Annotated in this window: 26 protein-coding genes; 10 read left to right on the forward strand and 16 right to left on the reverse strand. The window is 71.5% G+C overall.

The features are described 5' to 3' along the window. Positions 1 to 13: 13 nt before the first annotated feature. On the reverse strand, positions 14 to 469 hold the full coding sequence (locus AB0L71_RS04735) for an ATP-binding protein (protein ID WP_365237812.1): 456 nt from the start codon (positions 467 to 469) through the stop codon (positions 14 to 16). 154 nt (positions 470 to 623) lie between these two features. On the opposite strand from AB0L71_RS04735, the gene AB0L71_RS04740 reads away from it, so the two are divergent. The 3 genes from AB0L71_RS04740 (at position 624) to AB0L71_RS04750 (ending at position 2,448) form a co-directional block, all read left to right on the forward strand. Further along, the gene (locus tag AB0L71_RS04740) at positions 624 to 1,502 is read left to right on the forward strand and encodes a helix-turn-helix transcriptional regulator (RefSeq protein ID WP_365237815.1); all 879 of its coding nucleotides are present in this window, start codon (positions 624 to 626) and stop codon (positions 1,500 to 1,502) included. Continuing rightward, a complete protein-coding gene (locus AB0L71_RS04745) occupies positions 1,499 to 1,708 on the forward strand; it encodes a DUF397 domain-containing protein (protein ID WP_365237818.1) in 210 nt (69 codons plus the stop codon). Before AB0L71_RS04740 ends, AB0L71_RS04745 begins: the two co-directional genes overlap by 4 nt. 134 nt (positions 1,709 to 1,842) lie before the next feature. Then, a complete protein-coding gene (locus tag AB0L71_RS04750) occupies positions 1,843 to 2,448 on the forward strand; it encodes a flavin reductase family protein (protein WP_365238355.1) in 606 nt (201 codons plus the stop codon). On the opposite strand, the gene AB0L71_RS04755 is transcribed toward AB0L71_RS04750, so the two are convergent. The 3 genes from AB0L71_RS04755 to AB0L71_RS04765 all read right to left on the reverse strand — a co-directional run bounded on the left by AB0L71_RS04755 (position 2,438) and on the right by AB0L71_RS04765 (position 5,798). After that, on the reverse strand, positions 2,438 to 3,775 hold the full coding sequence (locus AB0L71_RS04755; protein WP_365237821.1) for an MFS transporter: 1,338 nt from the start codon (positions 3,773 to 3,775) through the stop codon (positions 2,438 to 2,440). The genes AB0L71_RS04750 and AB0L71_RS04755 overlap by 11 nt on opposite strands. Positions 3,776 to 3,957: 182 nt before the next feature. Then, positions 3,958 to 4,338 (reverse strand): VOC family protein, encoded by a 381-nt coding sequence (locus AB0L71_RS04760; RefSeq protein WP_365237823.1) that lies wholly within the window; start codon positions 4,336 to 4,338, stop codon positions 3,958 to 3,960. A 215-nt stretch (positions 4,339 to 4,553) separates the two neighbouring features. Further along, positions 4,554 to 5,798, reverse strand: coding sequence for an MFS transporter (locus AB0L71_RS04765; protein WP_365238358.1), 1,245 nt, complete (start codon positions 5,796 to 5,798; stop codon positions 4,554 to 4,556). Positions 5,799 to 5,969: 171 nt separating this feature from the next. On the opposite strand from AB0L71_RS04765, the gene AB0L71_RS04770 reads away from it, so the two are divergent. From AB0L71_RS04770 to AB0L71_RS04780, 3 genes are all read left to right on the forward strand, one after another. Continuing rightward, entirely contained in the window at positions 5,970 to 6,956 is a 987-nt protein-coding gene (locus tag AB0L71_RS04770) for a helix-turn-helix domain-containing protein (protein ID WP_365237826.1), read from the forward strand. Positions 6,957 to 7,227: 271 nt separating this feature from the next. After that, a complete protein-coding gene (locus tag AB0L71_RS04775; protein ID WP_365237828.1) occupies positions 7,228 to 7,479 on the forward strand; it encodes a DUF6400 family protein in 252 nt (83 codons plus the stop codon). Next, complete coding sequence (locus tag AB0L71_RS04780) at positions 7,463 to 7,708, forward strand: hypothetical protein (protein ID WP_365237831.1); 246 nt, start codon at positions 7,463 to 7,465, stop codon at positions 7,706 to 7,708. The genes AB0L71_RS04775 and AB0L71_RS04780 overlap by 17 nt, the downstream gene beginning before the upstream one ends. A gap of 64 nt (positions 7,709 to 7,772) precedes the next feature. Here the strand turns inward: AB0L71_RS04780 and AB0L71_RS04785 are convergent, their stop codons facing one another. Next, positions 7,773 to 8,822 carry a Zn-dependent alcohol dehydrogenase gene (locus tag AB0L71_RS04785; RefSeq protein ID WP_365237835.1) on the reverse strand — a complete coding sequence of 350 codons (1,050 nt, stop codon included), beginning with the start codon at positions 8,820 to 8,822 and terminating at the stop codon, positions 7,773 to 7,775. A 118-nt stretch (positions 8,823 to 8,940) separates the two neighbouring features. After that, positions 8,941 to 9,855: an SDR family oxidoreductase gene (locus AB0L71_RS04790; RefSeq protein ID WP_365237837.1), complete on the reverse strand. Its 915-nt coding sequence runs from the start codon at positions 9,853 to 9,855 to the stop codon at positions 8,941 to 8,943. A gap of 83 nt (positions 9,856 to 9,938) precedes the next feature. Here AB0L71_RS04790 and AB0L71_RS04795 point away from each other — a divergent pair, with 83 nt between their 5' ends. Beyond that, positions 9,939 to 10,865: a cyclase family protein gene (locus AB0L71_RS04795; protein ID WP_365237840.1), complete on the forward strand. Its 927-nt coding sequence runs from the start codon at positions 9,939 to 9,941 to the stop codon at positions 10,863 to 10,865. A 98-nt stretch (positions 10,866 to 10,963) separates the two neighbouring features. On the opposite strand, the gene AB0L71_RS04800 is transcribed toward AB0L71_RS04795, so the two are convergent. The 4 genes from AB0L71_RS04800 to AB0L71_RS04815 form a co-directional block, all read right to left on the reverse strand. Beyond that, positions 10,964 to 11,503, reverse strand: a complete 540-nt coding sequence (locus tag AB0L71_RS04800) for an ATP-binding protein (protein ID WP_365237842.1) — start codon at positions 11,501 to 11,503, stop codon at positions 10,964 to 10,966. Positions 11,504 to 12,020: 517 nt separating this feature from the next. Beyond that, complete coding sequence (locus tag AB0L71_RS04805) at positions 12,021 to 12,959, reverse strand: acyl-CoA dehydrogenase family protein (RefSeq protein ID WP_365237844.1); 939 nt, start codon at positions 12,957 to 12,959, stop codon at positions 12,021 to 12,023. 7 nt (positions 12,960 to 12,966) lie between these two features. Then, positions 12,967 to 14,127 carry an acyl-CoA dehydrogenase gene (locus tag AB0L71_RS04810; RefSeq protein WP_365237847.1) on the reverse strand — a complete coding sequence of 387 codons (1,161 nt, stop codon included), beginning with the start codon at positions 14,125 to 14,127 and terminating at the stop codon, positions 12,967 to 12,969. A 7-nt stretch (positions 14,128 to 14,134) separates the two neighbouring features. Beyond that, positions 14,135 to 15,328: an amidohydrolase family protein gene (locus tag AB0L71_RS04815; protein ID WP_365237850.1), complete on the reverse strand. Its 1,194-nt coding sequence runs from the start codon at positions 15,326 to 15,328 to the stop codon at positions 14,135 to 14,137. A 157-nt stretch (positions 15,329 to 15,485) separates the two neighbouring features. Here AB0L71_RS04815 and AB0L71_RS04820 point away from each other — a divergent pair, with 157 nt between their 5' ends. Further along, positions 15,486 to 17,063: an AMP-binding protein gene (locus tag AB0L71_RS04820; protein ID WP_365237853.1), complete on the forward strand. Its 1,578-nt coding sequence runs from the start codon at positions 15,486 to 15,488 to the stop codon at positions 17,061 to 17,063. A gap of 61 nt (positions 17,064 to 17,124) precedes the next feature. Here the strand turns inward: AB0L71_RS04820 and AB0L71_RS04825 are convergent, their stop codons facing one another. Both AB0L71_RS04825 and AB0L71_RS04830 read right to left on the reverse strand, forming a co-directional pair. Continuing rightward, entirely contained in the window at positions 17,125 to 17,646 is a 522-nt protein-coding gene (locus tag AB0L71_RS04825; RefSeq protein ID WP_365237855.1) for an EF-hand domain-containing protein, read from the reverse strand. 77 nt (positions 17,647 to 17,723) lie between these two features. Continuing rightward, positions 17,724 to 18,098: an STAS domain-containing protein gene (locus AB0L71_RS04830; RefSeq protein ID WP_365237858.1), complete on the reverse strand. Its 375-nt coding sequence runs from the start codon at positions 18,096 to 18,098 to the stop codon at positions 17,724 to 17,726. Between the two features lie 241 nt (positions 18,099 to 18,339). On the opposite strand from AB0L71_RS04830, the gene AB0L71_RS04835 reads away from it, so the two are divergent. Then, entirely contained in the window at positions 18,340 to 18,930 is a 591-nt protein-coding gene (locus AB0L71_RS04835) for a sigma-70 family RNA polymerase sigma factor (protein ID WP_365237861.1), read from the forward strand. Continuing rightward, entirely contained in the window at positions 18,927 to 20,264 is a 1,338-nt protein-coding gene (locus AB0L71_RS04840; protein ID WP_365237864.1) for a zf-HC2 domain-containing protein, read from the forward strand. The genes AB0L71_RS04835 and AB0L71_RS04840 overlap by 4 nt, the downstream gene beginning before the upstream one ends. A 31-nt stretch (positions 20,265 to 20,295) precedes the next feature. Here AB0L71_RS04840 and purU read toward each other — a convergent pair whose 3' ends face one another. The 4 genes from purU to AB0L71_RS04860 all read right to left on the reverse strand — a co-directional run bounded on the left by purU (position 20,296) and on the right by AB0L71_RS04860 (position 25,068). Next, on the reverse strand, positions 20,296 to 21,174 hold the full coding sequence (purU, locus tag AB0L71_RS04845) for a formyltetrahydrofolate deformylase (RefSeq protein ID WP_365237867.1): 879 nt from the start codon (positions 21,172 to 21,174) through the stop codon (positions 20,296 to 20,298). 28 nt (positions 21,175 to 21,202) lie between these two features. Next, positions 21,203 to 21,649, reverse strand: coding sequence for a hypothetical protein (locus AB0L71_RS04850; RefSeq protein ID WP_365238361.1), 447 nt, complete (start codon positions 21,647 to 21,649; stop codon positions 21,203 to 21,205). 279 nt (positions 21,650 to 21,928) lie between these two features. Then, entirely contained in the window at positions 21,929 to 23,386 is a 1,458-nt protein-coding gene (locus AB0L71_RS04855; protein WP_365237869.1) for a hypothetical protein, read from the reverse strand. Between the two features lie 299 nt (positions 23,387 to 23,685). Then, entirely contained in the window at positions 23,686 to 25,068 is a 1,383-nt protein-coding gene (locus AB0L71_RS04860) for a transcriptional regulator (protein WP_365237872.1), read from the reverse strand. Between the last annotated feature and the right edge of the window lie 344 nt (positions 25,069 to 25,412).

Below are 25,412 nucleotides of genomic sequence, written 5' to 3' on the forward strand. Positions count from 1 at the left end.
TAACGCACGCTCCTCAAGCCTGTTGATGCAACGGCACGAGGTCGAGTTCAGCCCAGACGGTTTTACGGGGGAACGGCCCGGCACTTGCACCCCAGCGATCGGCCAGCGCCTCGACGATCAGAAGACCGCGCCCGGACTCGCTGTCGTCGTGCGGAATCACAACATCGGCGGGTCCGGGCGGAAGGCACTCCCCTCGGGCGTCACTCACCTCGATCCGCAGAACACCGCCCCCTTCACAGACCGTGAGATCCAGCCGGAAGTCCCTGCCCGGCACACAGCCGTGGACCATCGCATTGGCCGCCAGTTCGGCAACGATCTGCGCGGCCGACTCCGACGGAATCCCCCACTCGCCCAGATGCGCGGTGGCGAGCAGTCGGGCCAGCCTGGCCCCTCGCCTGGTGGGCGAGAGCAGCACGCTGAACGCGCGCCTGGGGGCGAGGAGTTGAAGGGGTGCAATTTCTTGGTTCACGTCACTCAGCGTGGCCGCACCCGCTTACGCTGACCAGTGATCACGCGGATACGTACGGTTACTGTCCGGCGTTTGTCCGGGGCTGTCCGGGCTGTCCGGGGGAGGCGCGCGGGTAGGCGTGCCGCGAGGGTGACGGCACATGGGAGGTGCGGGAATGCGGGTGGATACGGACGGTACGGAACGGTCCGACGGCGAGAAGGACGAGCCCGGTTGGGACCTGGACCCCGACGACGAGTCGGGCGCGGCCGTCGTGGCCACGGTGGGGCGGCAGTTGAGGCTGCGCCGGGAGACCGTCGGGATGCGGGCGGCCGAGTTCGGGGTGGCGATCGGCTACGGGGAGGACCAGGTCTACAAGGTTGAGGCCGGCAAGCGGATTCCACGCCCGGAGTACCTGGACAGGGCGGACAAGGTGCTGGGAGCCGGCGGGCTGATCGCCGCGATGAAGAAGGACGTGGCAGAGGTCCGGTACCCGAAGAAGATTCGGGATCTGGCGCGGATGGAGGCGAAGGCGGTCGAGTTGCTGTCGTACGGGAGCCACAACCTCCACGGTCTGCTCCAGACCGAAGAGCATGCCCGGGCCCTGCTGAGGACGAGGCGTCCTGCGCTGTCGGACGATGAAGTGGAGCGTGGCGTGGCAGCCCGCATGGCCAGGCGTTCCATCTTCGACCGCTCACCGGCACCTGAACTGAGCTTCGTCCAGGAAGAGACGACGCTCAGCCGTCCCATCGGAGGCAAGATGGTCCTGCGAAGGCAGTTGGAACACCTCCTGGAGGTGGGGCAGTTGCGCAACGTCGAAATTCAGGTGATGCCGACTGCCCATTGGGACCACCCTGGGACAGGCGGCCGGATCCAGATGCTGAAGTTCGAAGACGGCACGGCAGTGGGGCGCTCCGATGACGAATTCGGCGGCCGTCCCGTCTCCAGCCCGCGACAGCTGAGGATCCTTGAACTCCGCTATGGCATCATCCGGGCGGAGGCTCTGAGCGCACGGGAGTCGCTGACCTTCATCGAGCGAGCGCTGGGAGAAACATGATTCGCAAGCCCTCTGCCGAGGACGACTCCGAGCTGGCGTGGTTCAAGAGCAGCTACAGCGACAGCAGCAACCCCAACGACTGCGTCGAGGTCGCCGCCACCCCCGGCTCGGTCCACGTCCGCGACTCCAAGAACGCGCCGGGCCCCCGGTTCGCCGTAACCGCCGAGGCCTGGGCCGACTTCGTGGCGTACGCCGCCCGGAGCTGACACCGCAGACACCACAGGCACCGCAGGCACCGCCCCACGCGGCGCCACGCCTCCGGTCCGCACTGGACCCCTCCCCGGCCTTCCGATCTGACGCAACGTCAGTTTCAATGGGAAGCGTGATGGGACACGCAGGCATGGCCGCCACCGCCGTCCGGTACCTCAGGTCCGTCGGCGCCGCCACCTCCGCAGGGCCGGCGCCGGTCGAACCGCTGCCGCGCCCGGATCTGCGGGCCGTCGCCGACGGCGAGCGGGCGCCCGTCGACCCGGCCGAATTCCGCCGGGTACTGGGGCACTTCGCGAGCGGGGTCACGATCGTGACCGCGCACGACCCGGAGGGCGTGGGCGCACCGGCGGGCTTCGCGTGCCAGTCGTTCGCCTCGCTCTCGCTCGACCCGCCGCTGGTCGCGTTCATGGTCGCCCGTACGTCGACGACCTGGCCGCGCATCGCCCGCGCCGGGTCCTTCTGCGTCAACATCCTCGGGGCGGACCAGGGTGCGCTGTGCCGGGGCTTCGCGGTGAGCGGGGCCGACAAGTTCGCCGGGGTGGTGTACGAGGCGGCCCCCGTGACCGGGTCGCCGCTGCTGGACTCCGTACCGGCCTGGATCGACTGCCGCATCCAGGCCGTCCACACCGGGGGCGACCATCTGATCGTGGTCGGCCGGGTGGAGGCGCTGGGGGCTGCGGACGAGGGCGAGCCACTGCTGTTCCACCGGGGGAAGTTCGGGCGCTTCAGCGCGTGAGCGGAACCCCGTCCGTCATCACCTCGGGCCGGCGCCGGATCACCAGCGCCATCAGCGCCGCCATCGCGCACAGCGCCCCCGCCGCGTACCAGACCACGTCGTACGAGCCGAACACATCGCGGGCCACGCCGCCCAGGAACGCCACCGCTGCCGCTCCCACCTGGTGCGAGGCGAGGACCCAGCCGAAGACGATGGCGCTGTCCTCGCCGTACTGCTCGCGGCACAGGGCCAGCGTCGGCGGGACGGTGGCGACCCAGTCCAGTCCGTAGAAGACGATGAAGAACACCATCGGCGGATGCACCGAAGGCGCCATCAGCATCGGCAGGAACAGCAGCGAGACACCGCGCAGGGCGTAGTAGGAGGCGAGGAGACGGCGTGCGTCGAAGCGGTCGGTGAGCCAGCCGGAGAAGACGGTGCCGATGATGTCGAAGACGCCGATGACGGCGAGCAGCGAGGCCGCGGCCGTGATGGGCATCCCGTGGTCGTGGGCCGACGGCACGAAGTGCGTCCGGATCAGGCCGTTGGTCGAGGCCCCGCAGATCGCGAACGTACCGGCCAGCAGCCAGAACGGTCCGGTGCGCGCCGCGTCGAACAGGACGCGCACGGCGCGCCTCGCCGCCCCGCGCGCCGGCGCGGGCTTCTCGACGTACGTGCCGCCGTACGGGGCGAGGCCCACATCGGCCGGGTGGTCGTGCAGCAGGAGCCAGGTGAACGGGGCGACCACCAGGGCCGCGAGCGCGACGGTCACCGAGGCGGGCCGCCAGCCGTGCTCGTCCACGATCCAGGCGCACAGCGGCAGGAAGACCAGCTGGCCGGAGGCGCCCGCGGCGGTGAGGATGCCGGTCACCAGGCCGCGCCGGGCGATGAACCAGCGGTTGACGACCGTCGCGGAGAAGGCCGTTGCCATCGAGCCGGTTCCGAGGCCGACCAGCAGGCCCCAGTAGAGCATCAGCTGCCAGGCGGCCGTCATCCAGACACTGGCCAGGGCCCCCGCCGCGACCACGGACAGGGCCACCACGACGACCCGGCGGATACCGAAGCGGTCCATCAGGGCGGCGGCGAACGGTGCGGTCAGCCCGTACAGCGCCATGTCGAGGGAGACGGCGAGTCCGATCTCCCCGCGCGACCAGCCGAACTCCGTGTGGAGCGGGTCGATGAGGAGACCGGGCAGGGAGTTGAAGGCGGCCCCGCCGATGATCGTCAGAAAGGTGACGGCGGCGACGATCCAGGCGCGGTGGATGCGCCGTCGGGAGGGCCGCGGTGTCGGAGTGCGGGCCGCCCGGGGGTCGTCGTCCCGGGCGGCGGCGCTTTCGGTTGTCTGTGTCACGTCACTCAGCATCGGGTCGGGGAACAGGTCCTCACGAGTGGCCGGAGGGACGCGCTTCGCAGGAATCGGGCCACGACCGAGGGCGGGGAGCTCGGCCTCCCGGCCCGTCCGAGGTGCGGCGCTGTCCGCCGCACCTCCTCGGCCCCCTCAGGCACAAGGCCCACACCAGGGGCGCGGAGCCGTCAGAGCGGGTTGAGGCGGGCCTTGAGCAGGCAGAACTCATTGCCCTCGGGGTCGGCGAGAACGTGCCAGGACTCCTCGCCGGTCTGGCCGATGTCGGCCGGGCGCGCCCCGAGCCTCAGGAGGCGTTCGAGCTCGGCGTCCTGATCGCGGTCGGTGGCGTTGACGTCGATGTGCAGCCGCGGCTTCCCCTGCTCCGGTTCTTCCCTGCGGCTGAGGATGATCGTCGGCTGCGGGCCGCCGAACCCTTCGCGCGGCCCGATCTCGAGCGTGCCGTCCTCTTCGCGATCGAGCACCACGAAGTCCAGGACCTCGCACCAGAACCGCGCCAGCACCTCGGGGTCGCGGCAACCGAGCACGAGCTCACTGATACGACATGCCATGGACGAAACCTGCTTTCAGCGTGGGAACTTGCCGGGGCGGTCGCGCGCGGACCTCTTGGGCCCCCGCAGTGGAAACACGCTCGGGACCGTACCGGGCGGGGTGAGCAGGTGCGAAGGGGTTTTCGGAGCCCCCGCCCGTCGGCGACCGCCGACAACGCGGCGAGGTGCGGCACTGGGGCACGCTCCCTGATCCGGCCTGATCCGAACGAGGACCCCTAACCGATCCGCTCCAGCCGCCGGATCGGCCGGGCGACCAGCAGTGTCGCCACCACCAGCGTGTTGATCACCGCTCCGGCCAGCAGTACTTCCGGTGCGCCCACCCGGTCCGCCACCGGTCCCGCCAGGGCCCGCCCCGCTGCCAGCATGAGCAGGGAGCCCGCCACGTCGTACGCGTGCAGACGGTTCAGTGCCTGGGGCGGCACATGGGTCTGGACCGTGGTCGACCACATCACCAGCCAGAACGCGGCCGCCGCACCCGCCACGAACTGCCCCGCCCCGAGCGCCGCCACCGGCAGCCCGAGGCCCAGCGCCACCAGGTTCAGGCAGACCGCGCTCAGTGCGATCGCTCCCGCCGCGAGCGGGCGGCGGGGTCGCAGGCGCAGGGCGACCAGCCCGCCGAGGACGCTGCCCGCACCGTTCACCGCCATCATCACGCCGTACATCCCCGAGCCATGCGCCTCGGTGACCTGGACGGCGGTCAGCGGGAGCATCGGGCCGACCACCGCGAAGCCGTACACCGTCCAGATCGCGATCACCCCCCACAGCCAGCTGCGGGCCCGGAACTCCCGCCAGCCGTCGACCAGTTCGGCGACGAAGGTGCCTCGCTGTGCCTCGTCCGACGGGGCCGGGGCGAGGCGCATCAGGAAGAGGCAGAGGCCGGAGACCAGGAACGTCGACGCGTTCGCCACGTACACCGCCCCGGCACCGGTCAGTCCGACGAGCATGCCCGCGAAGGCCGGGCCGGCCATGGTCATCAGCGCCTCGGAGACCCGGAGCACCGCATTGGCGCGCTGCACGTCCGAGGACACCCGCGGCACGGTGGAGGCGACGCCCGGCTGGAAGAGCGCGGCCCCCACGCCGGCCACCGCGCTGAGCGTGTACACCGCCCACAGCGGAGGGTTGCCGGTGGCGAAGGAGACCGCCAGGACCGAGGCCCCGACCAGGCGCAACGCATCCGCGAGGATCATCATCCGGCGCGGGGTGAAACGATCCGCCAGTACGCCGCCGAAGAGTACGAAGAGCGCCAGCGGCCCCATCCAGGCCGCCAGTGCGTACCCCACCGAGGAGTGCGGCCGGCCGGCGCCCAGCAGGCCCGCGGTGAGCGCCACCGGAATCATGCCGTCGCCGAAGAGCGCGATGGTCCGGGCGACGAAGAAGAGCCGGAAGTTGCGGTTCCAGAGTTCGACCGGCCCGCCATCGCCCCCACCGAGTCCCAGGTCACCCCCCAGGCGGTGTCCCAGGTCTCCCGCTCCTCCATCCAACGACCCCGCGCTCGAAGGGCGGGGAACAAGAGGCGTCACCTCTCCACGGGCGGCGGCGGGAATGCGCACGTGCTCTGCTGACTTTTCCTTCACATCAGTGACATGTACCAGTTCAAGGTCTATACCACTAGAGGTGAAGGGAGCCCGCCGATGCCGCACCGCGTCGTCGTCCTGGCCCTCGACGGTCTGCTCCCCTTCGAACTGGGCATCCCACAAAGGATCTTCGGGCTTTCCCGCGCGTCCGAGCCGCACGGGCAGGGCCGCAAGCTCTATGAAGTCGTGACCTGTTCCGTGCGCCCTCCCGGGCCGGTCCGCACCGACGCGGACTTCACGGTCGTGGTCGAGAACGGTCCCGAGATCCTGGCCACCGCCGACACGGTCGTGATCCCCGCGTCGTACGAACTCGGCCCGGTCCACGCGGAGGGCCGGCTCACCGACGAACTCGCCGCCGCTTTCGCCCACATCAGACCCGGCACCCGGATGGTCTCCATCTGCACGGGCAGCTTCGTCCTGGCCGCCGCCGGGTATCTCGACGGGCGCCCGGCCACCACCCACTGGGCGTCGGCCGACCACTTCCAGCGGCTCTTCCCCCGTGTCCGGGTCGACCCGGACGTCCTGTTCATCGACGACGGGGACGTCCTGACCTCCGCCGGGGTCGCCGCCGGAATCGACCTCTGCCTGCACATCGTGCGCCGCGACCACGGCGCCGCCGTCGCCAATGACGTGGCCCGCCGCACGGTCGTGCCGCCGCACCGGGACGGCGGGCAGGCGCAGTACATCCGGCGCCCCGTTCCCGAGACACGGTCGGCGACCACCACCTCCTCCGCGCGCGCCTGGGCACTGGGCAGGCTGGACCGCCCGATCCTGCTGCGCGACATGGCCCGGCAGGAGTCGATGAGCGTACGGACGTTCACCCGGCGGTTCCGGGAGGAGGTCGGCGTCAGCCCCGTCCAGTGGCTGACCGGACAGCGGATCGAGCGGGCCCGTCACCTGCTGGAGTCGACCGACCTGTCGATCGACCAGGTGGCGAGGGATGCGGGCTTCGGGACGCCCACGTCCCTGCGGCAGCACCTCCAGACGGCGCTGGGGGTGTCCCCCACGGCATACCGGCGCACCTTCCGCGCCCAGAGCGCCTGACCCCCGCCTGCCCCCTGTCCCCCGCCCCGGATGTTCCGGCCGTTTCCCCTCGCGCCGGGTCATGAGCTTCCTCACAGTGCCGCACCCGGAGCGTGCCGACGGCCGAGGCCCCCGACCCCCGTAACACCCCATCCATGCCGTCCGATCCGAGGGGTTCCTCCCTCCGAGGAGGAAGATCACTCCCCCGCAGAGCGACTTAGGTCACCCTTCCCCGGAACCCCGTGCGCCTGATAAGCAGGTGGAGCCCCACCGACACATCGGAAGTTTCGCCATGAACAAGGGAAATCAAGACAGTCTCATACCTTTCGCCATCGATCTCACGCTGGAGGAAGTGCGACGCCGGGCCGAGGTCGTGGCCGCACTGGGACCCGACTGGGATCCGGTCGCCGCGCTCCAGGGCGAGGAGGAGGCGTACGCCCTCCTCTACTCGGGCCTCGACGCCGAACAGCAGCGCACCTACGACCTGCTGGTGACGAACGGCGTCCTGCCTCACGAGGGACCGGGCCGTGCGACTGCCCATTGATCCGCAGGCGGACGCGGCCCGTCGCGCCTGGATGCCGTGTCCGGTCTGCGACGACGCCCGTCACTGCCAGACCTGCGCCGACCTCCGTACCTGCGGTGAGCACTGGCGCTATCTGATAGCCAACCAGGGGCCGGTCGTCCACCTCCAGTGCCCGCGGTGCACCCATATGTGGTCCGTGAACACACGGCCCGGCGTCACCCGCCGGGACAGCGGCCCCTGCGGCGACTGACCGGCCGAGGGCACCGGCCCGCGCCGGCCGCGGCAGGGACCCGGCCCGGGCCGTGCGCGAGTCCTCAGAACACCAGCACCCCCCGCGCCACCCGCCCGTGGTGCGCGTCGTCCGCCGCCTTGGCGAAGTCCTCCAACGGATAGGTCTCGGTGATGAGTTCGTCCAGCAGGAGCCTGCCCTGCCGGTACAGGTCCGCGTAGAGCGCGATGTCCCGCTGCGGACGCGAGGAGCCGTACCGGCAGCCCAGGATCGACTTGTCCAGGTACATCGACGAGACGAGGAACGACGCCTCGGCCGTCGCGGGCGGAACACCCAGCAGGACCGCCTGGCCGTGCCGGTCCAGCAGGTCGATCGCGGTACGGATGAGCTCCGTACGGCCCACGCACTCGAAGGCGTGGTCCGCGCCGTGCGGCAGGATCTCCCGCACGTCCTGCGCGGAGGTCAGGAAGTGGGTCGCGCCGAACCGCCGCGCCACCTCCTCCTTCGCCGGGTTGGAGTCGACCGCGACGATGGTCAGGGCGCCCGCGATCTGTGCGCCCTGGATCACGTTGAGTCCGATGCCGCCGGTGCCGATCACCACGACCGTGTCACCCCGGTCCACCCTGGCCCGGTTGAGCACGGCCCCGACCCCCGTCAGCACCCCGCAGCCGATCAGTGCCGCCGAGGTCAGCGGCAGAGCGGCCGGGATCTTCACCGCCTGCACGGCCTTGACCAGGGTCCGTTCGGCGAAGGCCGAGTTGGACGCGAACTGGTACAGCGGCCTGCCCTTCCGCGAGAACGGCTGTGCCGGCATCCCGATCGCCTTGCGGCACATGGTCGGCCGGCCGCGGTCGCAGTGCGCGCACGCCCCGCAGTTGGCCAGCGTGGACAGCGCCACATGGTCGCCGGGCACCACATGCACGACGCCCGCGCCGACCGCCTCCACCACTCCCGCACCCTCGTGCCCGAGCACCACCGGCGACGGGAACGGAATCGTCCCGTCGATCACCGACAGATCGCTGTGGCACAACCCGGCGGCGGCCACCGCCACCAGCACCTCGCCGGGGCCCGGATCGCGTACCTCCAGGTCGTCGACGACCTCGGTCTGCTTGCCGTCGAAGACGACACCTCTCATCTCGGCTCCCTCGGTAGGCCGAGCACCCGCTCGGCGATGATGTCCCGCCGGATCCCTTCCGCGCCGCCGTGGCGGAGGCCGGGCCCCGCGCCGGAGCGCGGCGGCCTCTGGTCCGGCCTCACGCGTTGGGCCTCGCCTTCGCCGCCGCGGCGGCCGCCATCTCCTCCAGCCGAGCCAGCATCGGCATCGGGTCCGTGCCCACCGTCCCCGGCAGGAAGTCCGCGATCCGTTCCGGGGTCCAGGCCCCCTCCGCGTACCCCGCCCGCAGCTCCCTCGGCTGGGCCCAGACCGCGATCTTCGGGCCGGCGATCGTGTAGACCTGCCCGGTGATGCCCTCCTCGCGGGCCCGTTCGCTGAGCAGGTAGACGACGAGCGCCGCGACGTCCTCGGGTTCGCCGATCTCCTTCAGCTCCATCGGCACGTTCGCGGACATCCGGGTCCGGGCGACCGGCGCGACCGCGTTCGCCGTCACGCCGTACTTGTGCAGGCCCAGCGCCGCGCTGCGCACCAGCGAGATGACCCCGCCCTTCGCCGCGCTGTAGTTGGCCTGGGCGACGCTGCCCTGGTGATTGCCGCTGGTGAAGCCGATCAGCGTGCCGCCGCCCTCCTGCTTGCGCATCACCGCCGACGCCGCCCGGAACACCGTGAAGGTGCCCTTGAGGTGGGTCGCGACGACCGGATCCCACTCCTCCTCGGACATGTTGAACAGCATCCGCTCGCGCAGGATCCCGGCCACGCACACGACGCCGTCGATCCGCCCGTACCGCGTGAGCGCGGTGTCCACGAGCCGTTGCCCGCCCGCCATCGTCGAGATGTCGTCGGCAACGGCGACCGCTTCGCCGCCCGCCGCCTCGATCTCCTTGACGACGGACTCGGCTATCTCGCTGCTCGGCTCGTCGCCCTCGATGGACACTCCGTAGTCGCCCACCACGACGCGCGCACCCTCGGCCGCCGCCGCGAGCGCCACCGCCCTCCCGATGCCGCGCCCGGCACCCGTCACGGCCACCACCTTGCCTGCCAAGAAGTTCCCCACGCCCGGCCCCTTCCCGCGGTTTCTGACGGTCCGTTAGATTCTATGGGCCATCAGGTCCACGAACACAAGCCCCGGGAGGTCCCATGTCACTGCCCGCCGAGTTCCACGAGATGGCCAAGCGGGTCAGCAACTGGGGCCGTTGGGGGCCCGACGACGAGATCGGCACGCTGAACCTGATCACCGACGCGGTCGTACGGGAGGCGGCGGCCGCCGTCCGCACCGGGCGGCGCGTCCCGCTCGCGCTCCCGCTCCAGGAGAACGGCGTCCAGAGCGGGCTGATCCCCGGGCGGATCAATCCCCTGCACACCATGGTCCAGATCAATCAGGAGATCTTCGGCCCCGGCACCGTCGCCACCAGTGACGACACCGCCGTGCTGGGGCTGCAGGCGGCCACCCACTGGGACGCCCTCACCCATGCCTCGCACTCCGGGAAGATCTACAACGGCCGCCCGGCCGCCACGATCACCGCGCACGGCGGCGCCCAGTTCAGCGGGATCGACAAGGCACCGCACATCGTCTCGCGCGGGGTGCTGCTCGACGTGGCACGCGCGCACGGCGTCGACCGGCTGCCCGGCGGCCACGCGGTCACTCCCGAGGACCTGGAGGCGGCCGAGGAACTGGCGGGGGTCCGGGTCCGGGCCGGTGACATCGTGCTGGTACGGACCGGGCAGATGCAGCTCTACCTGGCGGGCGACACCCACGGGTACTCCCATCCGTCACCCGGGCTCTCGATCCGGACGCCGGAGTGGTTCCACGCGCGCGATGTGGCCGCGGTCGCCAATGACACCCTGACCTTCGAGATCTTCCCGCCCGAGATCGAGGACCTGTGGCTGGGGGTGCACGCGCTGGACCTGGTCGAGATGGGGATGCTGCAGGGCCAGAACTGGAATCTGGAGACGTTGTCCACAGCCTGTGCGGAAGAGAAGCGGTACAGCTTCCTGCTCTCCGCCATGCCGGAACCGTTCGTCGGCGCGACCGGCACCCCGGTCGCCCCGGTCGCCGTTCTCTGAAGTCGCCGTTCTCTGAAGTCGCCGCTCTCCGAGGGAGAGGAGCGGACCGACGCGGACCGCGCCCCGGACCGGGCGCGTCCCCCCGGGGCGCGAGGTGGCTATCCGCGAGGCGTGATGACCCGTGACGGCTCGTACGCCGCACGGCCCTGGTCCGCCGTCCCCGGCGCCTGCGCCGCGCCGGGGGTGTCCGCGGTGCTCCGCCTGCGGCCACCCGGTGCCGGGACCCGGTGCGCCAGCGGGGCGCTCCGGTCGACCTCGCACCAGATGCGCTTCCCCGCACCCTCCGGCTGCCAGCCCCAGCGGTCCGCGAGACCGTCGACGAGCTCCAGGCCCCGGCCGCCGGTGTCCTCGCCCTTCGCGTGCCGCGGCTGCGGCGGACGGCAGCTGACGTCGGCCACCTCGACCCGCACGGTCCCGGCCGCCTCGGCCGCACCGAACAGCATCCGCAGCACGGCCGGACAGCCGGTGTGGACCACCGCGTTGGTGACCAGTTCAGAGATCAGCAGGATGAGCGTCTCGGCCAGCGGCTCGTCGTCTCCTATCCCGGACCCGACCAGCCTCGACCGCGCCCATCTCCGAGCCCTCCCGACTTCCGCGGGATCCGGACCGACTTCCAGCTGAACCTGAAGCACCTGCACCGCTCACACCATCCGAACCGGCGGACACATCGCCTCGCGCCTCCTCAGGGTCACGGAACGTGATTCCCTTACGAGACAGCTTGGTTGACGTACAGTCACCGCAACAAGCGCTTCGGGCATATTCCAGCGCGAAGGAGTACGCGTGCCGCATACTGTGCGACGCGCGCTGCGGGGAGTCGAACAGAGGCACTTCGAGACCGCGGGAGCCACCCCCCGGACCGGACCGGCGCCCGCACCCGGAAGGCGCGCAGGGCAGCCCTCCCGGACCGGAGCAGCCCCCTGGGCAACATCCGGACAGACCGGTTCCAATACCTCTCGCACCCCACGGAGCGTACCCGAGCCCGGCGGCGGCTCCGGCCCGTCACGAATAACGCAAAGGACACAAGCCGGTATCAGCGAGCGCCGACTGCACTGGGTGACTGCGCAGCGTGAGGCTTGGCGGGCTGTCTGTAGCATGCACACGCTCCGTATCCGCTCTCCCCCGCGTGTGCGAAGCCTCCACGGAACCCGCGCACCGTCACCGCAGGTCGGCCGCGAGCACCTCCTCGGCCGCCGCCGCCGTCAGCCACTGCCCGGAGCGAAGCCAGGCCCGCTTGAGGTGCAGATGGACGTCTGCTTCCCAGGTGAAGCCCATGCCGCCGTGCACCTGGAGACAGTCGCGCGCATTGCGGACGGCCGCTTCGTCGGCGAGCAGCTTGGCGCTCGCGATCTCGGTCCGGTCCGCCGTCACGGCCGCCGCGTAGACGGCGCTGCGGGCCAGCTCGGCACGGACCAGCATCTCGGCGCACAGGTGTTTGACCGCCTGGAAGGACCCGATCGGTGAACCGAACTGCTCCCGTGCACCGGCGTGTTGGACGGCCATCTCGATGGTCCGGGCGGCGCTGCCGAGCTGTTCGGCGGCGGCGAGCAGGGTGCCCTCCTCGCGCAGCCGCGGCCCACCGGGCAGGATCTCGCCGGCTCCGACCGGGCCGGTGAGCCGCCACAGGGGTGTGAGGGGATCGAGCGAGCGCACCTGCCGTGCCGTCGCCGGCAGCGGGTGCGCCGGGACCACCGACCGTGCCTCCTCCGGTCCGAGCACGAGCACGCCGTCCGCCTCACCGAGGTGCCCGGCCGGCCGGCCCTCCTCCAGTACGGCAACGACCGCCTCGCCCTCGGCCGCCCCCTTCACCGCACCGGCGGCGAGATGGGTGGCGATCAGCGGTCCGGGCAGCAGCGACCGCCCCGCCTCCTCGAAGAGGAGGACCGCTTCGGGCAGCCCGAGCCCGGCACCGCCCCGGGACTCCGGCAGCCGCAGCGCGAAGAACCCGGCCTCGCCGAGCTCCCGCCACAGCGCCCGGTCGACGCCTCCGCCGTCGTCGAGGGCCGCCCGCATCCGGTCCCTGCCGAACCGGCCGGCGAGGAGTTCCCGCATCCCCTGGCGCAGGGCCCGCTGGTCGTCCGAGAGCTGGAAGTCCATGGCCGCGTCAGCGCCCCTTCGGCAGGCCGAGGATCCGCTCGGCGACGATGTTCCGCTGGATCTGTGAGGTGCCCGCGGCGATGGTGTACGAGAGCGAGGAGAGCCGGTCCAGGACCCACTCCCGGTCCAGGTCGGCGGCGTCCGCGCCGAGCACCTCGGCCGCCGCCTCGTACAGCTCCTGACGGGCCTGCGAGTAGCGCAGCTTGAAGACCGAGCCACCGATGCCCGGCACGCCGCCGCCCCCGGCCGCCTGCGCCTCGCTGACGTTCCACTGGGTGAGCCGCCACAGCGCCCGGAACTCGGCGTTCAGCCGGCCCAGCCTGCGGCGCAGCACCGGGTCGTCCCAGCGGCCGTTCGCCCGCGCCTCCTCGGCCAGGGCGGTCAGGGTGCGGCGGCAGGCGACGACCTCGCCGACGAACGCCGTGCCGCGCTCGAAGGAGAGGGTGACCATGGTGACCCGCCAGCCGTCGTTCTCCGCGCCGACCCGGTGCTCGACCGGCACCCGCACCTCGTCGAGGAACATCTCGGCGAACTCGGTGGACCCGGCGAGGGTGCGCAGCGGGCGGACGGTGACGCCGGGGGCGTCCATCCTCATCGCGAGCCAGCTGATCCCCCGGTGCCGGGGCGCCGCCGGGTCGGTGCGCACCAGTAGTTCGCACCAGTCGGCGACCTCCGCGTGCGAGGTCCAGATCTTCTGTCCGCTGACCACGTAGTGGTCGCCGTCGCGTACCGCCCGGGTCCGCAGCGCGGCCAGGTCCGAGCCGGCGCCGGGCTCGCTGAACCCCTGGCACCAGATCTCCTCGCCGCGCAGCACCGGCGGCAGCCAGCGCGCCCGCTGTCCGGCCGTGCCCTCGGCCGCGATCGTGGGCCCGGCGTGCAGCAGACCGACGAAGTTCGCGCCGACGTACGGTGCCCCGGCCCGTTCCGTCTCCTCCAGGAAGATCAGGTGCTGGGTCGGGGTGGCGCCCTGCCCGCCCGCGTCGACGGGCCAGTGCAGGCCCGCGTAGCCGGCGTCGTACAGCATCCGCTGCCAGGCGGTGTCGTACGCGCGACGGCCCGGCCAGTCGTCGGGGCGCGGCTTCGCGGGCAGCGAGGGCAGCACCGACGTCAGCCACACGCGCAGCCGTGCCCGGAACTCCTCCTCGGCCTCCGTGTACGCGAGGTCCATCGCGCGCCTACTTGTCCAGGTCCAGGTCCAGCATGCGGATCGCGTTCCCGCGCATCAGTTTGTAGACGGTCTCGTCGTCCAGTCCCTCGACGTGTTCGAGGGCAACCTGCTCGGTGTGCGGGAAGGTCGAGTCGACGTGCGGGTAGTCGGTCTCGAAGGTGGCGTTGTCCCGGCCGACGACGTCGATCGACGCAACGCCGTGCTTGTCGCGGAAGAAGCAGCAGAAGATCTGCCGGTAGTAGTACGTGGACGGCGGCTCGGGGATCAGGTCGCGCACCCCGCCCCACGCCCGGTGCTCCTCCCAGACGTCGTCGGCGCGCTCCAGGGCGTACGGGATCCAGCCCATCTGGCCCTCGCTGTAGGCGAGCTTCAGCCGGGGGAAGCGCACCAGGACGCCGCTGAACAGGAAGTCCATCATCGAGGCCATGGCGTTGTTGAAGGAGAGGCTGGCCTGGACGGCGGGCGGGGCGTCCGGGGAGGCGGCGGGCATCTGGGAGCTGGACCCGATGTGCATGTTGACGACGGTGCCGGTCTCCTGGCAGGCGGCGAAGAACGGGTCCCAGTAGCCGGTGTGGATCGACGGCAGCCCGAGGTGGGTGGGGATCTCGGAGAAGGTCACCGCGCGCACACCCCGGGCCGCGTTCCGCCTGATCTCCGCGACGGCCAGGTCGATGTCCCAGAGCGGGATGATGCAGAGCGGGATGAGCCGGCCGCCGCTGTCGCCGCACCACTCCTCCACCATCCAGTCGTTGTAGGCGCGCACGCAGGCGAGCGCGACCTCCTTGTCGTGGGCCTCGGCGAAGGTCTGGCCGCAGAAGCGCGGGAAGGTGGGGAAGCAGAGGCTCGCCTCGACGTGGTTGAGGTCCATGTCCTTGAGGCGCTCGGCCGGGTCCCAGCAGCCCGGCCGCATCTCGGCCCGGGTGATCCCCTCCAGCGTCATGTCGTCGCGGTCGAAGCCGACGGCGGCGATGTTCCGCTTGTACGGGAACTTCAGGTCCTCGTAGATCCACCAGTCGGTGGGCGGCCCGTCCGGGTCCATCGTGATCACGTACTTGCCGCCGGTGTAGGCCAGTTCGCCGATGCCCGCGGTGAGCGGCTGCGGTCCGCGGTCGCGGTAGCGGGCGGGCAGCCAGGTCGAGAAGAGGTGCGGCGGTTCGATCACGTGGTCGTCGACGCTGACGATCCGAGGCAGTTCCGTCATGGTGTCCCCTCCGGCGCACACTGCACGCATCTGATGGTCCGTCAGATTCAGTTCAGGCCCTCAGGCTAGCCCCGCACCCCTGGACCGACAAGGCGCGGAGCCCTACGCTCTGCACAAGATCTGACTACCCGTCAGTTACGAGGGAACGGGGTACGCAGTGAACGAGACCGCACACTCCCTGGGCGCGTCCGGCACCCTCTGGGAACTCATCGAACGCCGGGCCGCACTGACCCCGGACCGCCCCGTCCTGATCCAGGACGACCGCACCCTCACCTTCGCCGAGCTGCGCGACCGCTGCGAGCGGGTCGCGGCCGGGCTGTGGGGCATGGGCGTGCGCCCCGGCAGCGTCGTCGCCTGGCAGCTGCCGACCCGTCTCGAAACGGCGCTGCTCTCCTTCGCCCTGACCCGCATCGGAGCCGTGCAGACGCCCGTCATCCCGTTCTACCGGGACCGCGAAGTGGCGTTCGCGCTGCGCGAGTCGAAGGCCGGCTTCTTCGCGGTGCCCGGCACCTGGCGCGGCTTCGACCACACGGCGATGGCGCACCGGCTGGCCGCCCGGGCACCCCACCCGCCGCTGGTCTTCGAGGCCTGGGCGACCCTGCCGGACGGCGACCCGTCCGTACTGCCCCCGCCGCCCACCGACGGGACGGCGGCACGCTGGATCTACTGGACCTCGGGCACCACCTCCGATCCGAAGGGGGTCCTGCACACCGACCGCAGCCTGATCGCGGGCGGCTCCTGCCTGGCCCACGCACTGCACCTGTCGGCCGACGACATCGGCTCGATCGCGTTCCCGTTCGCCCACATCGGCGGCCCCGACTACACGGTGATGCTGCTGCTGTACGGCTTCCCCGCGGTCCTCTTCGAGCACTTCGCGATGCCGGACGCGCTGGAGGGCTACCGCCGGCACGGGGTGACGGTCGCGGGCGGCTCCACGGCGTTCTACTCGATGTTCCTCACCGAGCAGCGCAAGACGCCGGACCGGAAGCTGATCCCCACCCTGCGGCTGCTGGCGGGCGGCGGCGCGCCGAAACCGCCGGAGCTCTACCACGCGGTGGTCCGGGAGATGGGCGTCCAGCTCACCCACGGATACGGCATGAGCGAGGTCCCCATGATCACCATGGGCGCCCCCGACGACACCGTGGACCACCTCGCCGGGACGGAGGGACGCCCGCCCGAGGGCATGGAGATCCGCATCACCGACGAGGACGGCAAGCCACTGCCGTACGGCACGGACGGCGAGGTGCGCCTGCGCGGGGAGGCCGTCTGCCAGGGCTATCTGGACCCGGCCGCGACGGCGGCGGCCTTCGACGCGGAGGGGTTCCTGATCACCGGTGATGTCGGGCATGTCGAACCCAGCGGACACCTGGTGCTCACCGGCCGGCTGAAGGACATCATCATCCGCAAGGGCGAGAACATCTCCGCCAAGGAGATCGAGGACCTGCTGCACCAGCATCCGGGCGTCGCGGACGTGGCGGTGATCGGCCTTCCGGACCCGGAGCGCGGCGAACGCGTCTGCGCGGTCGTGGAACAGCCGGCCGGCGCCGCCCCGCTGACCCTGCCGGAGATCACCGGCTACCTGCGGGCGGAGGGCCTGGCCGTGCACAAACTGCCGGAGCGGCTGGAGCTGATGGCGGCGCTGCCGCGCAACGAGACCCTGCGCAAGGTGCTGAAGTACCGGCTGCGGGAGCAGTTCTCCGCCCCCGGTGCGTCCGGTGACGGAGAGCTTCCCTGAGGCCGCCGGGCGGAAGGGGCGTACCCCGCAGTCCGGCCCGGCGTGATCCAGAGGAGAGGTCCTACGCGTCCGGGGCGACCACCGTGAAGTAGTCGGCGAGCGCGGCCACCGCCTCGTCCTCGGCGATTCGGCCGTCCTGGTCCGCGTCCAGGCTCCGTGCCGCGAGAGCCGCCGTCTCCGCGCTTGCGCCCAGCACCCTCAGCGCCCGCTCGACGGCGGGGACGGCCGCCGTTCCGCTGCCGTCCCCGTCCGCCACGGCGATCGCCGCGCGCAGGAACGGGCGGGCGATCTCCGCGAAGCGTTCCGGGCTGTCGCGCAGCCGTTTCACGGCCCCGCCCACGAACTCCTCGCGCGTGACGCGCTGGTCCCCGTCGACGTCGGCGATGCCCGCCATGCCCTGCCAGAGGGCCTCGGCCCCGGTGTAGAGCGCCTGGCCCCGGTCACTGCGGGCCGCCGTGCCGAACTCGGCAAGCAGCCGGGCCGCGGCGGCACTGAAATCCGCGCGATCGATGTATCCGTTGCCGTCCTGGTCGAAGGCGGCGAAGCGGAAGGCGATCTTGCGCTCATATTCTGCGCTGTCCATGCGGGGAGCGTACGACGCCGGCAGCCGCCGTGGACCCCTTACGCGCGTCACCGGTGCGACAACCCGGTGCGGACGGTTCACGCCGGGAGCGGACGGGCCTCGTCGTCGACGGCCGCGAGGCGGTCGGGGTAGACGTCGAAGAGTCTGCGCACCCCGAGGGCGGCGAGCACCCGGTTGACGTGGGAGCCCTCTTCCGCGCCGCGGGACGGCAGGATCAACCGCAGCCGGCCGCCGCAGGAGTGCATCAGACGGCGGGCCGCGATCAGTACGCCGACGCCGGTGGAATCGCAGAACTGGACCTCGGAGAGATCGAGCACCACGTCGTGGCGGCCGACGGCGACCGCGTCATGGACGGACTGGCGGACGGCGTGCGACGTCAGCAGATCCAGCTCGCCGCGTATGCACAGCACCGTCCAGTCCCGGTGCACGGTCTCGGCCACTTTCAAGGTCACGGACTGGGCCTCTCGTTCCGTGGATTCCGACGTTCCGGAATTCTCCGTTCCTTCTCGCGGCTGCCCTCGCCGCGGATTCATGAAACACCGGGTGCCCAGGAGCACACCACCAGGACCGTCGCCAAACGGCGTGTTCCCTACCATCCCGGGCCCCATCCCGGGCGGACTTGCCGCAAAGGGCACGCATCGCCGCTGCCGCCGACTACATTCGGTGTGACGAGGGGAACAGGCTGGGGGTCGCATGACGAAGAACGCACCACCCCGCTGGGACCGCAAGATGCAGCAGCGGCTGGCGCGCGGTGAGGCGGCTGCCCTCGGCGAGCTCTACGACCGGTTCGCCGCGCTCGTGCACAGCCAGGCCCACCGGATACTCGACGACGAGACCGCCGCCGATCTGGTGACCCGCGACGTGTTCGGCTACGTGTGGGAGAACCCGGACGCCTACGACCCGAAGCAGGGCTCGATGCGGTCCTGGGTGGCCCGGCTCACCCACCGCCAGTCGGTACGCCGGCTGCGCGAGGACGACGGTCTCCTCGGCCGCACGGACGAGGAGACCGGCCCCACGGCCGACACCGGTCTGGAGGAGCGGGTGCGCCGGGCGACGGCCGCGGCCCGTGCCGACTACATCGTGGCGTCCATGCCCGCACCACTGCGGGCGGCACTGGAACTCGCGTACGTCCAGCGCCGGGACTACCGGCAGACGGCCGCCGATCTCGGCGTCACCGAGGACGAGGCCCGCCGCCGGCTGCGACTCGGACTCCAGCTGCTCTCCACCGCACATACCCTCCCGCTGGAGGGGGCGTCGCCGCCCGGATACGGACGGCCGCTGTGACGGACGACGGCACGAACCGACACGAGGGCGACGACGAGGTGCGGGGCGCGCCGCGGCTACCGGGACCGCGGGCCGCCGCGGACGACCTCGGCCTCGGCGCCCTGCCCCTGCCGCCGCCCATGGAGCAGGGGACGGTCCCGCGGCCGACGCCACCGGAACCGGAATCCGCCCTGAGGCCACCGGACTCGTCGGGCCGGCCCACGGCACCGCCGCCGGTACTGTCCCACCGCGTTCTCAAGGCCCTCCTCGGCGCCTGGGCCCTGGCCGCCTGCTCGGCGGAGGAGACCGAGGCCGTCGAGGCGCACCTGACCGAGTGCGCCGCGTGTGCGGACGAGGCCCTGCGGCTGCGTGACGCGGTCGGCCTGCTGCAGACCGACCGCAGTCTGGACCTCGACCCGGCGCTGCGCTCGCGAGTGATCGACACCTGTCTGAGCCGCCGCCCGGCCGGCATCCCGGTGCCGGACTGGGCCACCCCGTTCGACGCGGAGACCGCGCGGCTCGACGCGCTGCTGCGTGACTTCGGCGACTCGGAGTGGCACGCCCCGGTCCGGCTGAAGTGGTTCGAGAACGAACGGCAGGTCCATCGCAAGACGACGGTGGCGGGCGTCATCGGCCATCTCATGACCGTCGACGGGCTGGTCGGCACCGCCCTCGGCCTGGACGTACAGCTCGGCGAAGGCACCACGGGCCGAGGCGCCGACTGGCCGCTCCTGCCCGGCGCGCGCACGGAGGCGTACTGGTCGGCGGCCCGGCGGCCGCCCACCCGTGCGGTCCGCGAGCCATGGCGCGCACAGAGCCACACCCTCATCCGCACGGTGTCCTTCGCCGGCCGCAACATCGCCGAACGCTCCGTCTCCTACGGGGACTTCGCGCTCCCGATGCGCGACTCGATGCTGGACCGCGCCTTCGAATGCTGGGTGCACGGCGGCGACATCGCGGAGGCGGTGGACTATCCGTACCCGGAACCGTCGGCCGCCCATCTCCACCGGATGACCGACCTGGCGGCCCGGCTCCTGCCCGCGGCGCTCGACGGGCGCCGCAGATCGGGGCTGGCCGGGCCCGCCCGTCATCCGGTGCGTGCGGGATCGCCGGGCCGTTCGCTGCGCCTGGAGATCGAAGGCTCGGGCGGCGGTGACTGGTACATCCCGCTGGACTCCGCGACGGCGGCCGGCTCGCCCGAGCACACGGTGGCGCAGGTCGCGCTCGACACCGTCGAGTTCTGCCGCCTGGTGGCCGGGCGGGTGTCACCGGTGGAGGCCGCAGCCGGGCAGGAAGGCGATCGTGAGGCGATCCGCGACGTCCTGTCCGCGGCGGCGTCGCTGAGTCGTCTCTGAACAGCTGTGCCCTGACCGGGGTTGTCCCGCCCTACGAGAAGACCACCGTGCGGCGGCCGTTGAGCAGGATGCGGCGCTCGGCGTGCCACTTCACGGCCCGCGCCAGCGCCTGGCACTCCACATCACGGCCGATGGCGACCAGCTGATCGGGGGTGACGCCGTGACCCACCCGCTCGACCTCCTGCTCGATGATCGGTCCCTCGTCGAGGTCGGCGGTCACGTAGTGCGCCGTCGCACCGATCAGTTTCACCCCTCGGGCGTGTGCCTGGTGATACGGCTTCGCGCCCTTGAAGCTCGGCAGGAAGGAGTGGTGGATGTTGATGATCCGGCCGCTGAGCTGCTTGCACAGATCGTCCGAGAGGACCTGCATGTAGCGGGCGAGGACGACCAGCTCGACGTTCTCCTCGCGGACCAGTTCCAGCAGCTCCGCCTCCGCGGCGGCCTTGGTCTCCCTGGTCACCGGGATGTGGCGGAAGGGTACGTCGTACGAGGCGACGAGTTCCGCGAAGTCCGTGTGGTTGGAGACGACCGCGGCGATGTCGATCGGCAGCGCCCCGATCCGGGACCGGAACAGCAGGTCGTTCAGGCAGTGCCCGAACTTGCTGACCAGCAGGACGACCCGCATCCGCTCCGAGGAGCGGTGGATCTGCCAGTCCATCCGGAAGGAGTCGCCGACCGCGGCGAAACTGGCCCGCAGCTTCTCCACGGTCACCGGGGTGTCCGCCGAGAAGTGGACCCGCATGAAGAACAGACCCGTGTCGTGGTCCCCGAACTGCTGGCTGTCCTCGATGTTGCAGCCGGTCATGAAGAGGTAGCTCGACACGGCATGCACGATGCCCTGTCGGTCCGGACAGGAGAGAGTGAGGACGTACTGCTCGGGGGTGGTCTCAGCAGGCTGCGGCACGGTCATTCTCGTAGCGTGCCACATCCGGGCCCGGTCAGGCCGCCCTGATCAGTATGCGGAGCACGTCCAGGGAACGCGGCGGAGTGTCGGGGTCCTCGCCGTCGTTGCCGGCGAGCAGCACATGGGCCTCACGGGCGGCCCGGACGGCCTCCGGCCAGCCGTGGTGCTCCATGTACGCCGACACCGGGGCGTCCGCGCCGACCTGGTGCATGATGCGCAGCACCCGGAGCACGGCGACGTCGACGAGGGCGCACTCGTTGGAGTCACGGAAGATCGTCCCGACGTACTTCTCGGCGGACCAGTTGTCCAGCCAGGTGTCCTCGACCAGGCGGTACACGGCGTCGGTGACGTCGCCGTAGCCTTCCCGGCCGGCCAGCCAGCACTCCTGGTGGAAGACGGGGTCGGAGAGCATGTGCAGCGCCGAGCGCACGTTGCTGCGCCAGCGCCACCACGGCATGTCATTCAGCGGCATGACGCCCATGGTGGAGGAGCGGCGGCCGCGACGGGAAGTGTTCTCCGAACCTTGCTGCACGATTGTCGATCGTACGTTCCCTTTTCAGCCTCCCGGACGGGCCCCTGCACTTCACCCGGATGTCACCGACCGTTGCGCGGCGTGCACACCGGCGTTACCCCGCGCGGAAATGTTCACGCCCATGAGCCGGAGGACGGTGCACTCCCTGGGGCCACGGGGGGGCTCCAGGGTGCAGCTCACCGTCGAGACCCGGACGCCGGGCGGGGCCCGGGGCCCGGTACCCCGCCGTCAGAGGTCGACGGCCGTACGCCGGGTCAGCCCGTACTTCGTCGCGATCGAGTTCCACAGCCCCGCCGCCTGCTGCTTCGCCTTGCTCGCCTCGCCGCTCTGGGCGGCGGCCTGCCGGGTCTCGGAGGTCTCCCGGGCCTTGCCGTGCTTGCAGACCTTCTTGCCGTCCTTGGCCTGGCCCGCCCACGCGGCGTAGTGTTCGTCGGCCGCGGCGGACGCCTGCCAGGCCTTGGTGAGGGAGGAGGCCAGCTGCTCGTGGTTCGGCAGCTGGTCCACGGCCAGCCCCTGGAGCCGAGTCACCAGATCACGGCGCTGCTGGGCGGCGCTCTTCAGATCCGTCCTGGCCTGGTCCAGGTCCTTGCAGTTCTTGGTCTTCTCCACGGCGCTGATGACCGCGGCCCGGCTGTTGTTGCTGTCCGCCAGCAGCTTGTCGAGCGCCTCGGCCTGCGGCTTCGCCGGATCGACCGGGGCCTGGGTGGTGGGCTCGACGGCGGGTGAACTCGCGGAGGCCACCGGCTGCTTGTTGTCCGTGCTCGTGTCGTCGCCGCCACCGCTCATCAGCGCACCCGCGCCGAGACCGACGACCGCGCAGCCGAGGACGACCGCCGCGATGAGGGTGATGTGCGCCCGGTTCTTCACCGGCCTCTGCGGGCCTTCGTCGTCCAGCGGCTCGTACCGGGGCTCGTACGGGGGCTCGTACGGCGGCTGCGGGGACTGGTAGGCGCCCTGTCGCTGCTGGGCGGGGTCCAGCCGGGGCATCTGCTGGGTGGCACCCGCGGTCGCGTCGTGGCGGAAGAGGTTGTCGAACTCCGCGGGCGGCTGCCGGTCGTCAGGGGCCCCGGGCCGGATGCCGTAGGGCTCGCCGCCGGGGACCGGCGGGATGTACTGGGTCGCCTCGGCGTCGCCGCCGTGCGCGGGCGCCTGGGGCTGCTGGTACGCCTGCGGCTGCGCTGCGCCGTTGCCGAGGAACTGGGTGGCCTCCGCGGGACTCTCCGGCGGCAGCCCGCCAGGACCGGGAGAGCCCGGCACCGGCGCCATGAACTGCGTGGACTCCGAGTCCCCGCCCCCGCCGTGCCCGGCTTCGGGCGGCAGCGGCTGCGCGTACGGCGGTCGCGGCTGTCCGTACACCTGGGGCGGCTGCCCCTGGCCGTACTGGCCCTGCCCGTACTGGCCCTGCCCGTACTGGCCCTGGCTGTACTGGCCCTGCCCGTACTGATCCTGGTCGTACGCGCCTTGTCCCTGTGCAGGCACATGTGGCTGCGGCTGCGACGAGGCATCCTGGTGCGCCGACTGTGGCCCCCACGGCTGTCCCCACGGCTGGCCGCCTGCCGGGGCGGCCTGATCTGCGGGCCCTCCTGATATCCAGGGCTCGCCGCCACCCGCGGGCAGCACGACACCTTCGTGCGCGGGCCGTACAGCAGGGAACTGCCGCTCGTCACCCTGTCCGCTCTGCGTCACCGGGACTCCTACGTGTAAACCTACGGAATCGTCGGCTCACGCTATCGGGTGGCTGCTGCCGTTCGCCAAGCGCGTGGTCCCACTCACCAGCCCTTCACAGAAGGTGTGACGTACTCCTCGCCCTCAGGGGGCGGGGATTCCGGCCCGGCCCGTCCGGTCCTTCCGGTGGCTTCCACGCCGGACCCGGCGCCCTCACGCCGCAGTCGAGGCAGGGCCCGGACGCGGTCCCCGGGTCCGGTGAGCCGGTCGGACCACGGTCCGGAGAGTCCGTCGGATCACGGTCCGGCGAGCCGGTCGGATCACGCCGCCTGGAGTTCCAACCGCGCCCCGAACTCCCGTACCGCAGGCTCTTCCTGATAGGGCATCAGCCGTTGCTGAAGATCGTCCAGGTACTCCACTCCACGGCTCGAACGCACCGAACCCAGCAGCTCCAGGGCCCGTGTACCGGTGTGGCAGGCCTGCTCCACCTCGCGCATCTGGACCTGGGCGGTGGCGAGGAGCACCAGGCCGATGCCGCGGCGGCGGGTGCGGGACTCCGGGTGGCCGTCCAGGGACTCCTTCGCCCGGCGGGCGGCCGCCTCCGCCTGGCCGAGGTCGCGGTGGCAGTGCGCCAGCTCGTCGGCGAGATAGGCGTGGTCGAAGTGGGCGATCCAGTCGGGGTCGTCCCCGGAGTCCTGTCCGGCGTGTTCCAGCGCGGCCAGCGCCCGGCCCGCCACCGCCTGGCAGGTGCGGACGTCACCGAGCAGGGCGTGTCCGCGCGCCTCCGCCGCACAGAACATCGCCTCCGCCCGCGGGGTGACCCGCCCGCGTGCGCCTTCCTGTGCGGCCCGGGCGAGTTGGGCGATCTCCCGCGGATTGCCGAGCTGCGCGGCGAGGTGGCTCATCGACGCGGCCAGGACGTATCCCCCATAGGCCCGGTCGCCCGCCGCCTGCGCCAGGCGCAGCGCCTGGATGTAGTACCGCTGCGCGAGCCCGGGTTGGCCGGTGTCCACCGCCATGTACCCGGCGAGTTCGGTGAGCCGGGCGACCGCGGCGAACAACTGCCGCCCGACCGATTCGCGGTACGCGCCCGAGAGCAGCCCGGAGACCACGCTGTTCAGGTAGTGCACCAGGACCGGCCGCACATGTCCGCTGCCGAACCGGTGGTCCAGGTCGACGAGCGCGGCCGTCATGGCCCGCACCGCCGCCACGTCCGACATCCCGACGCGGGTACCGGCGGCCCGCGCCACCTGCGGGTCGGCGCCGGTGATCAGCCAGTCGCGACTGGGCTCGACCAGCGCCGACGAGGCGATCGTCGAACCGGAGAGGAAGTCGCGGCGGCCGACGTCACTGCGCCACAGCTCACAGACCTGCTCGATCGCCCCGATCACGGTCGGGGAGAACTGCAGGCCGACGCCGGATGCCAGGTTCTTGCCGTTGGCCATGCCGATCTCGTCGATCGTGACCGTCCGGCCGAGTTTGCGGCCGAGCGCCTCGGCGATGATTCCCGGTGCTCTGCCGCGTGGTTGCTGTCCCCGCAGCCAGCGAGCCACGGAGGTCTTGTCGTACCGCAGATCGAGCCCGCGCTCGGCGCCGACCATGTTGACCCGGCGGGCGAGGCCGGCGTTGGAGCATCCGGCTTCCTGGATGAGCGCCTGGAGCCGTTCGTTCGGCTGGCGGGCGACGAGAGGCCTGGCTGCCATGTTTCCCCCTGAGGCCGCAGTGAGAGTTGACCGGATCACTGCCCGGCACATACGCGGAAAATGCACACATCCACCGAGAACATCACGTCCGTTATGTTCTTTGCTTTTCGTGTCGGCCTATGACAGAGGCCGACCGTTCGTGAGTTGCCGGTATAGGGCTACCCACCCATCGAGCACCGCCTCGCGCGCGCCCCCACCCATGCCTCCATGCGCCCCGCATGCTGGACCGACGAGCCGTGACCACGTCCGCCACTCCGGAAAGCCCGGCCGATGGCGGGAGTTGGGTCGGGAGCGGAAGAACCCAACGGGAGACCCGTACCGCGACCAGCTGCGACACCAGGCCA

This window comes from Streptomyces sp. NPDC052052, assembly GCF_040680455.1.
GTDB lineage: Bacteria > Actinomycetota > Actinomycetes > Streptomycetales > Streptomycetaceae > Streptomyces.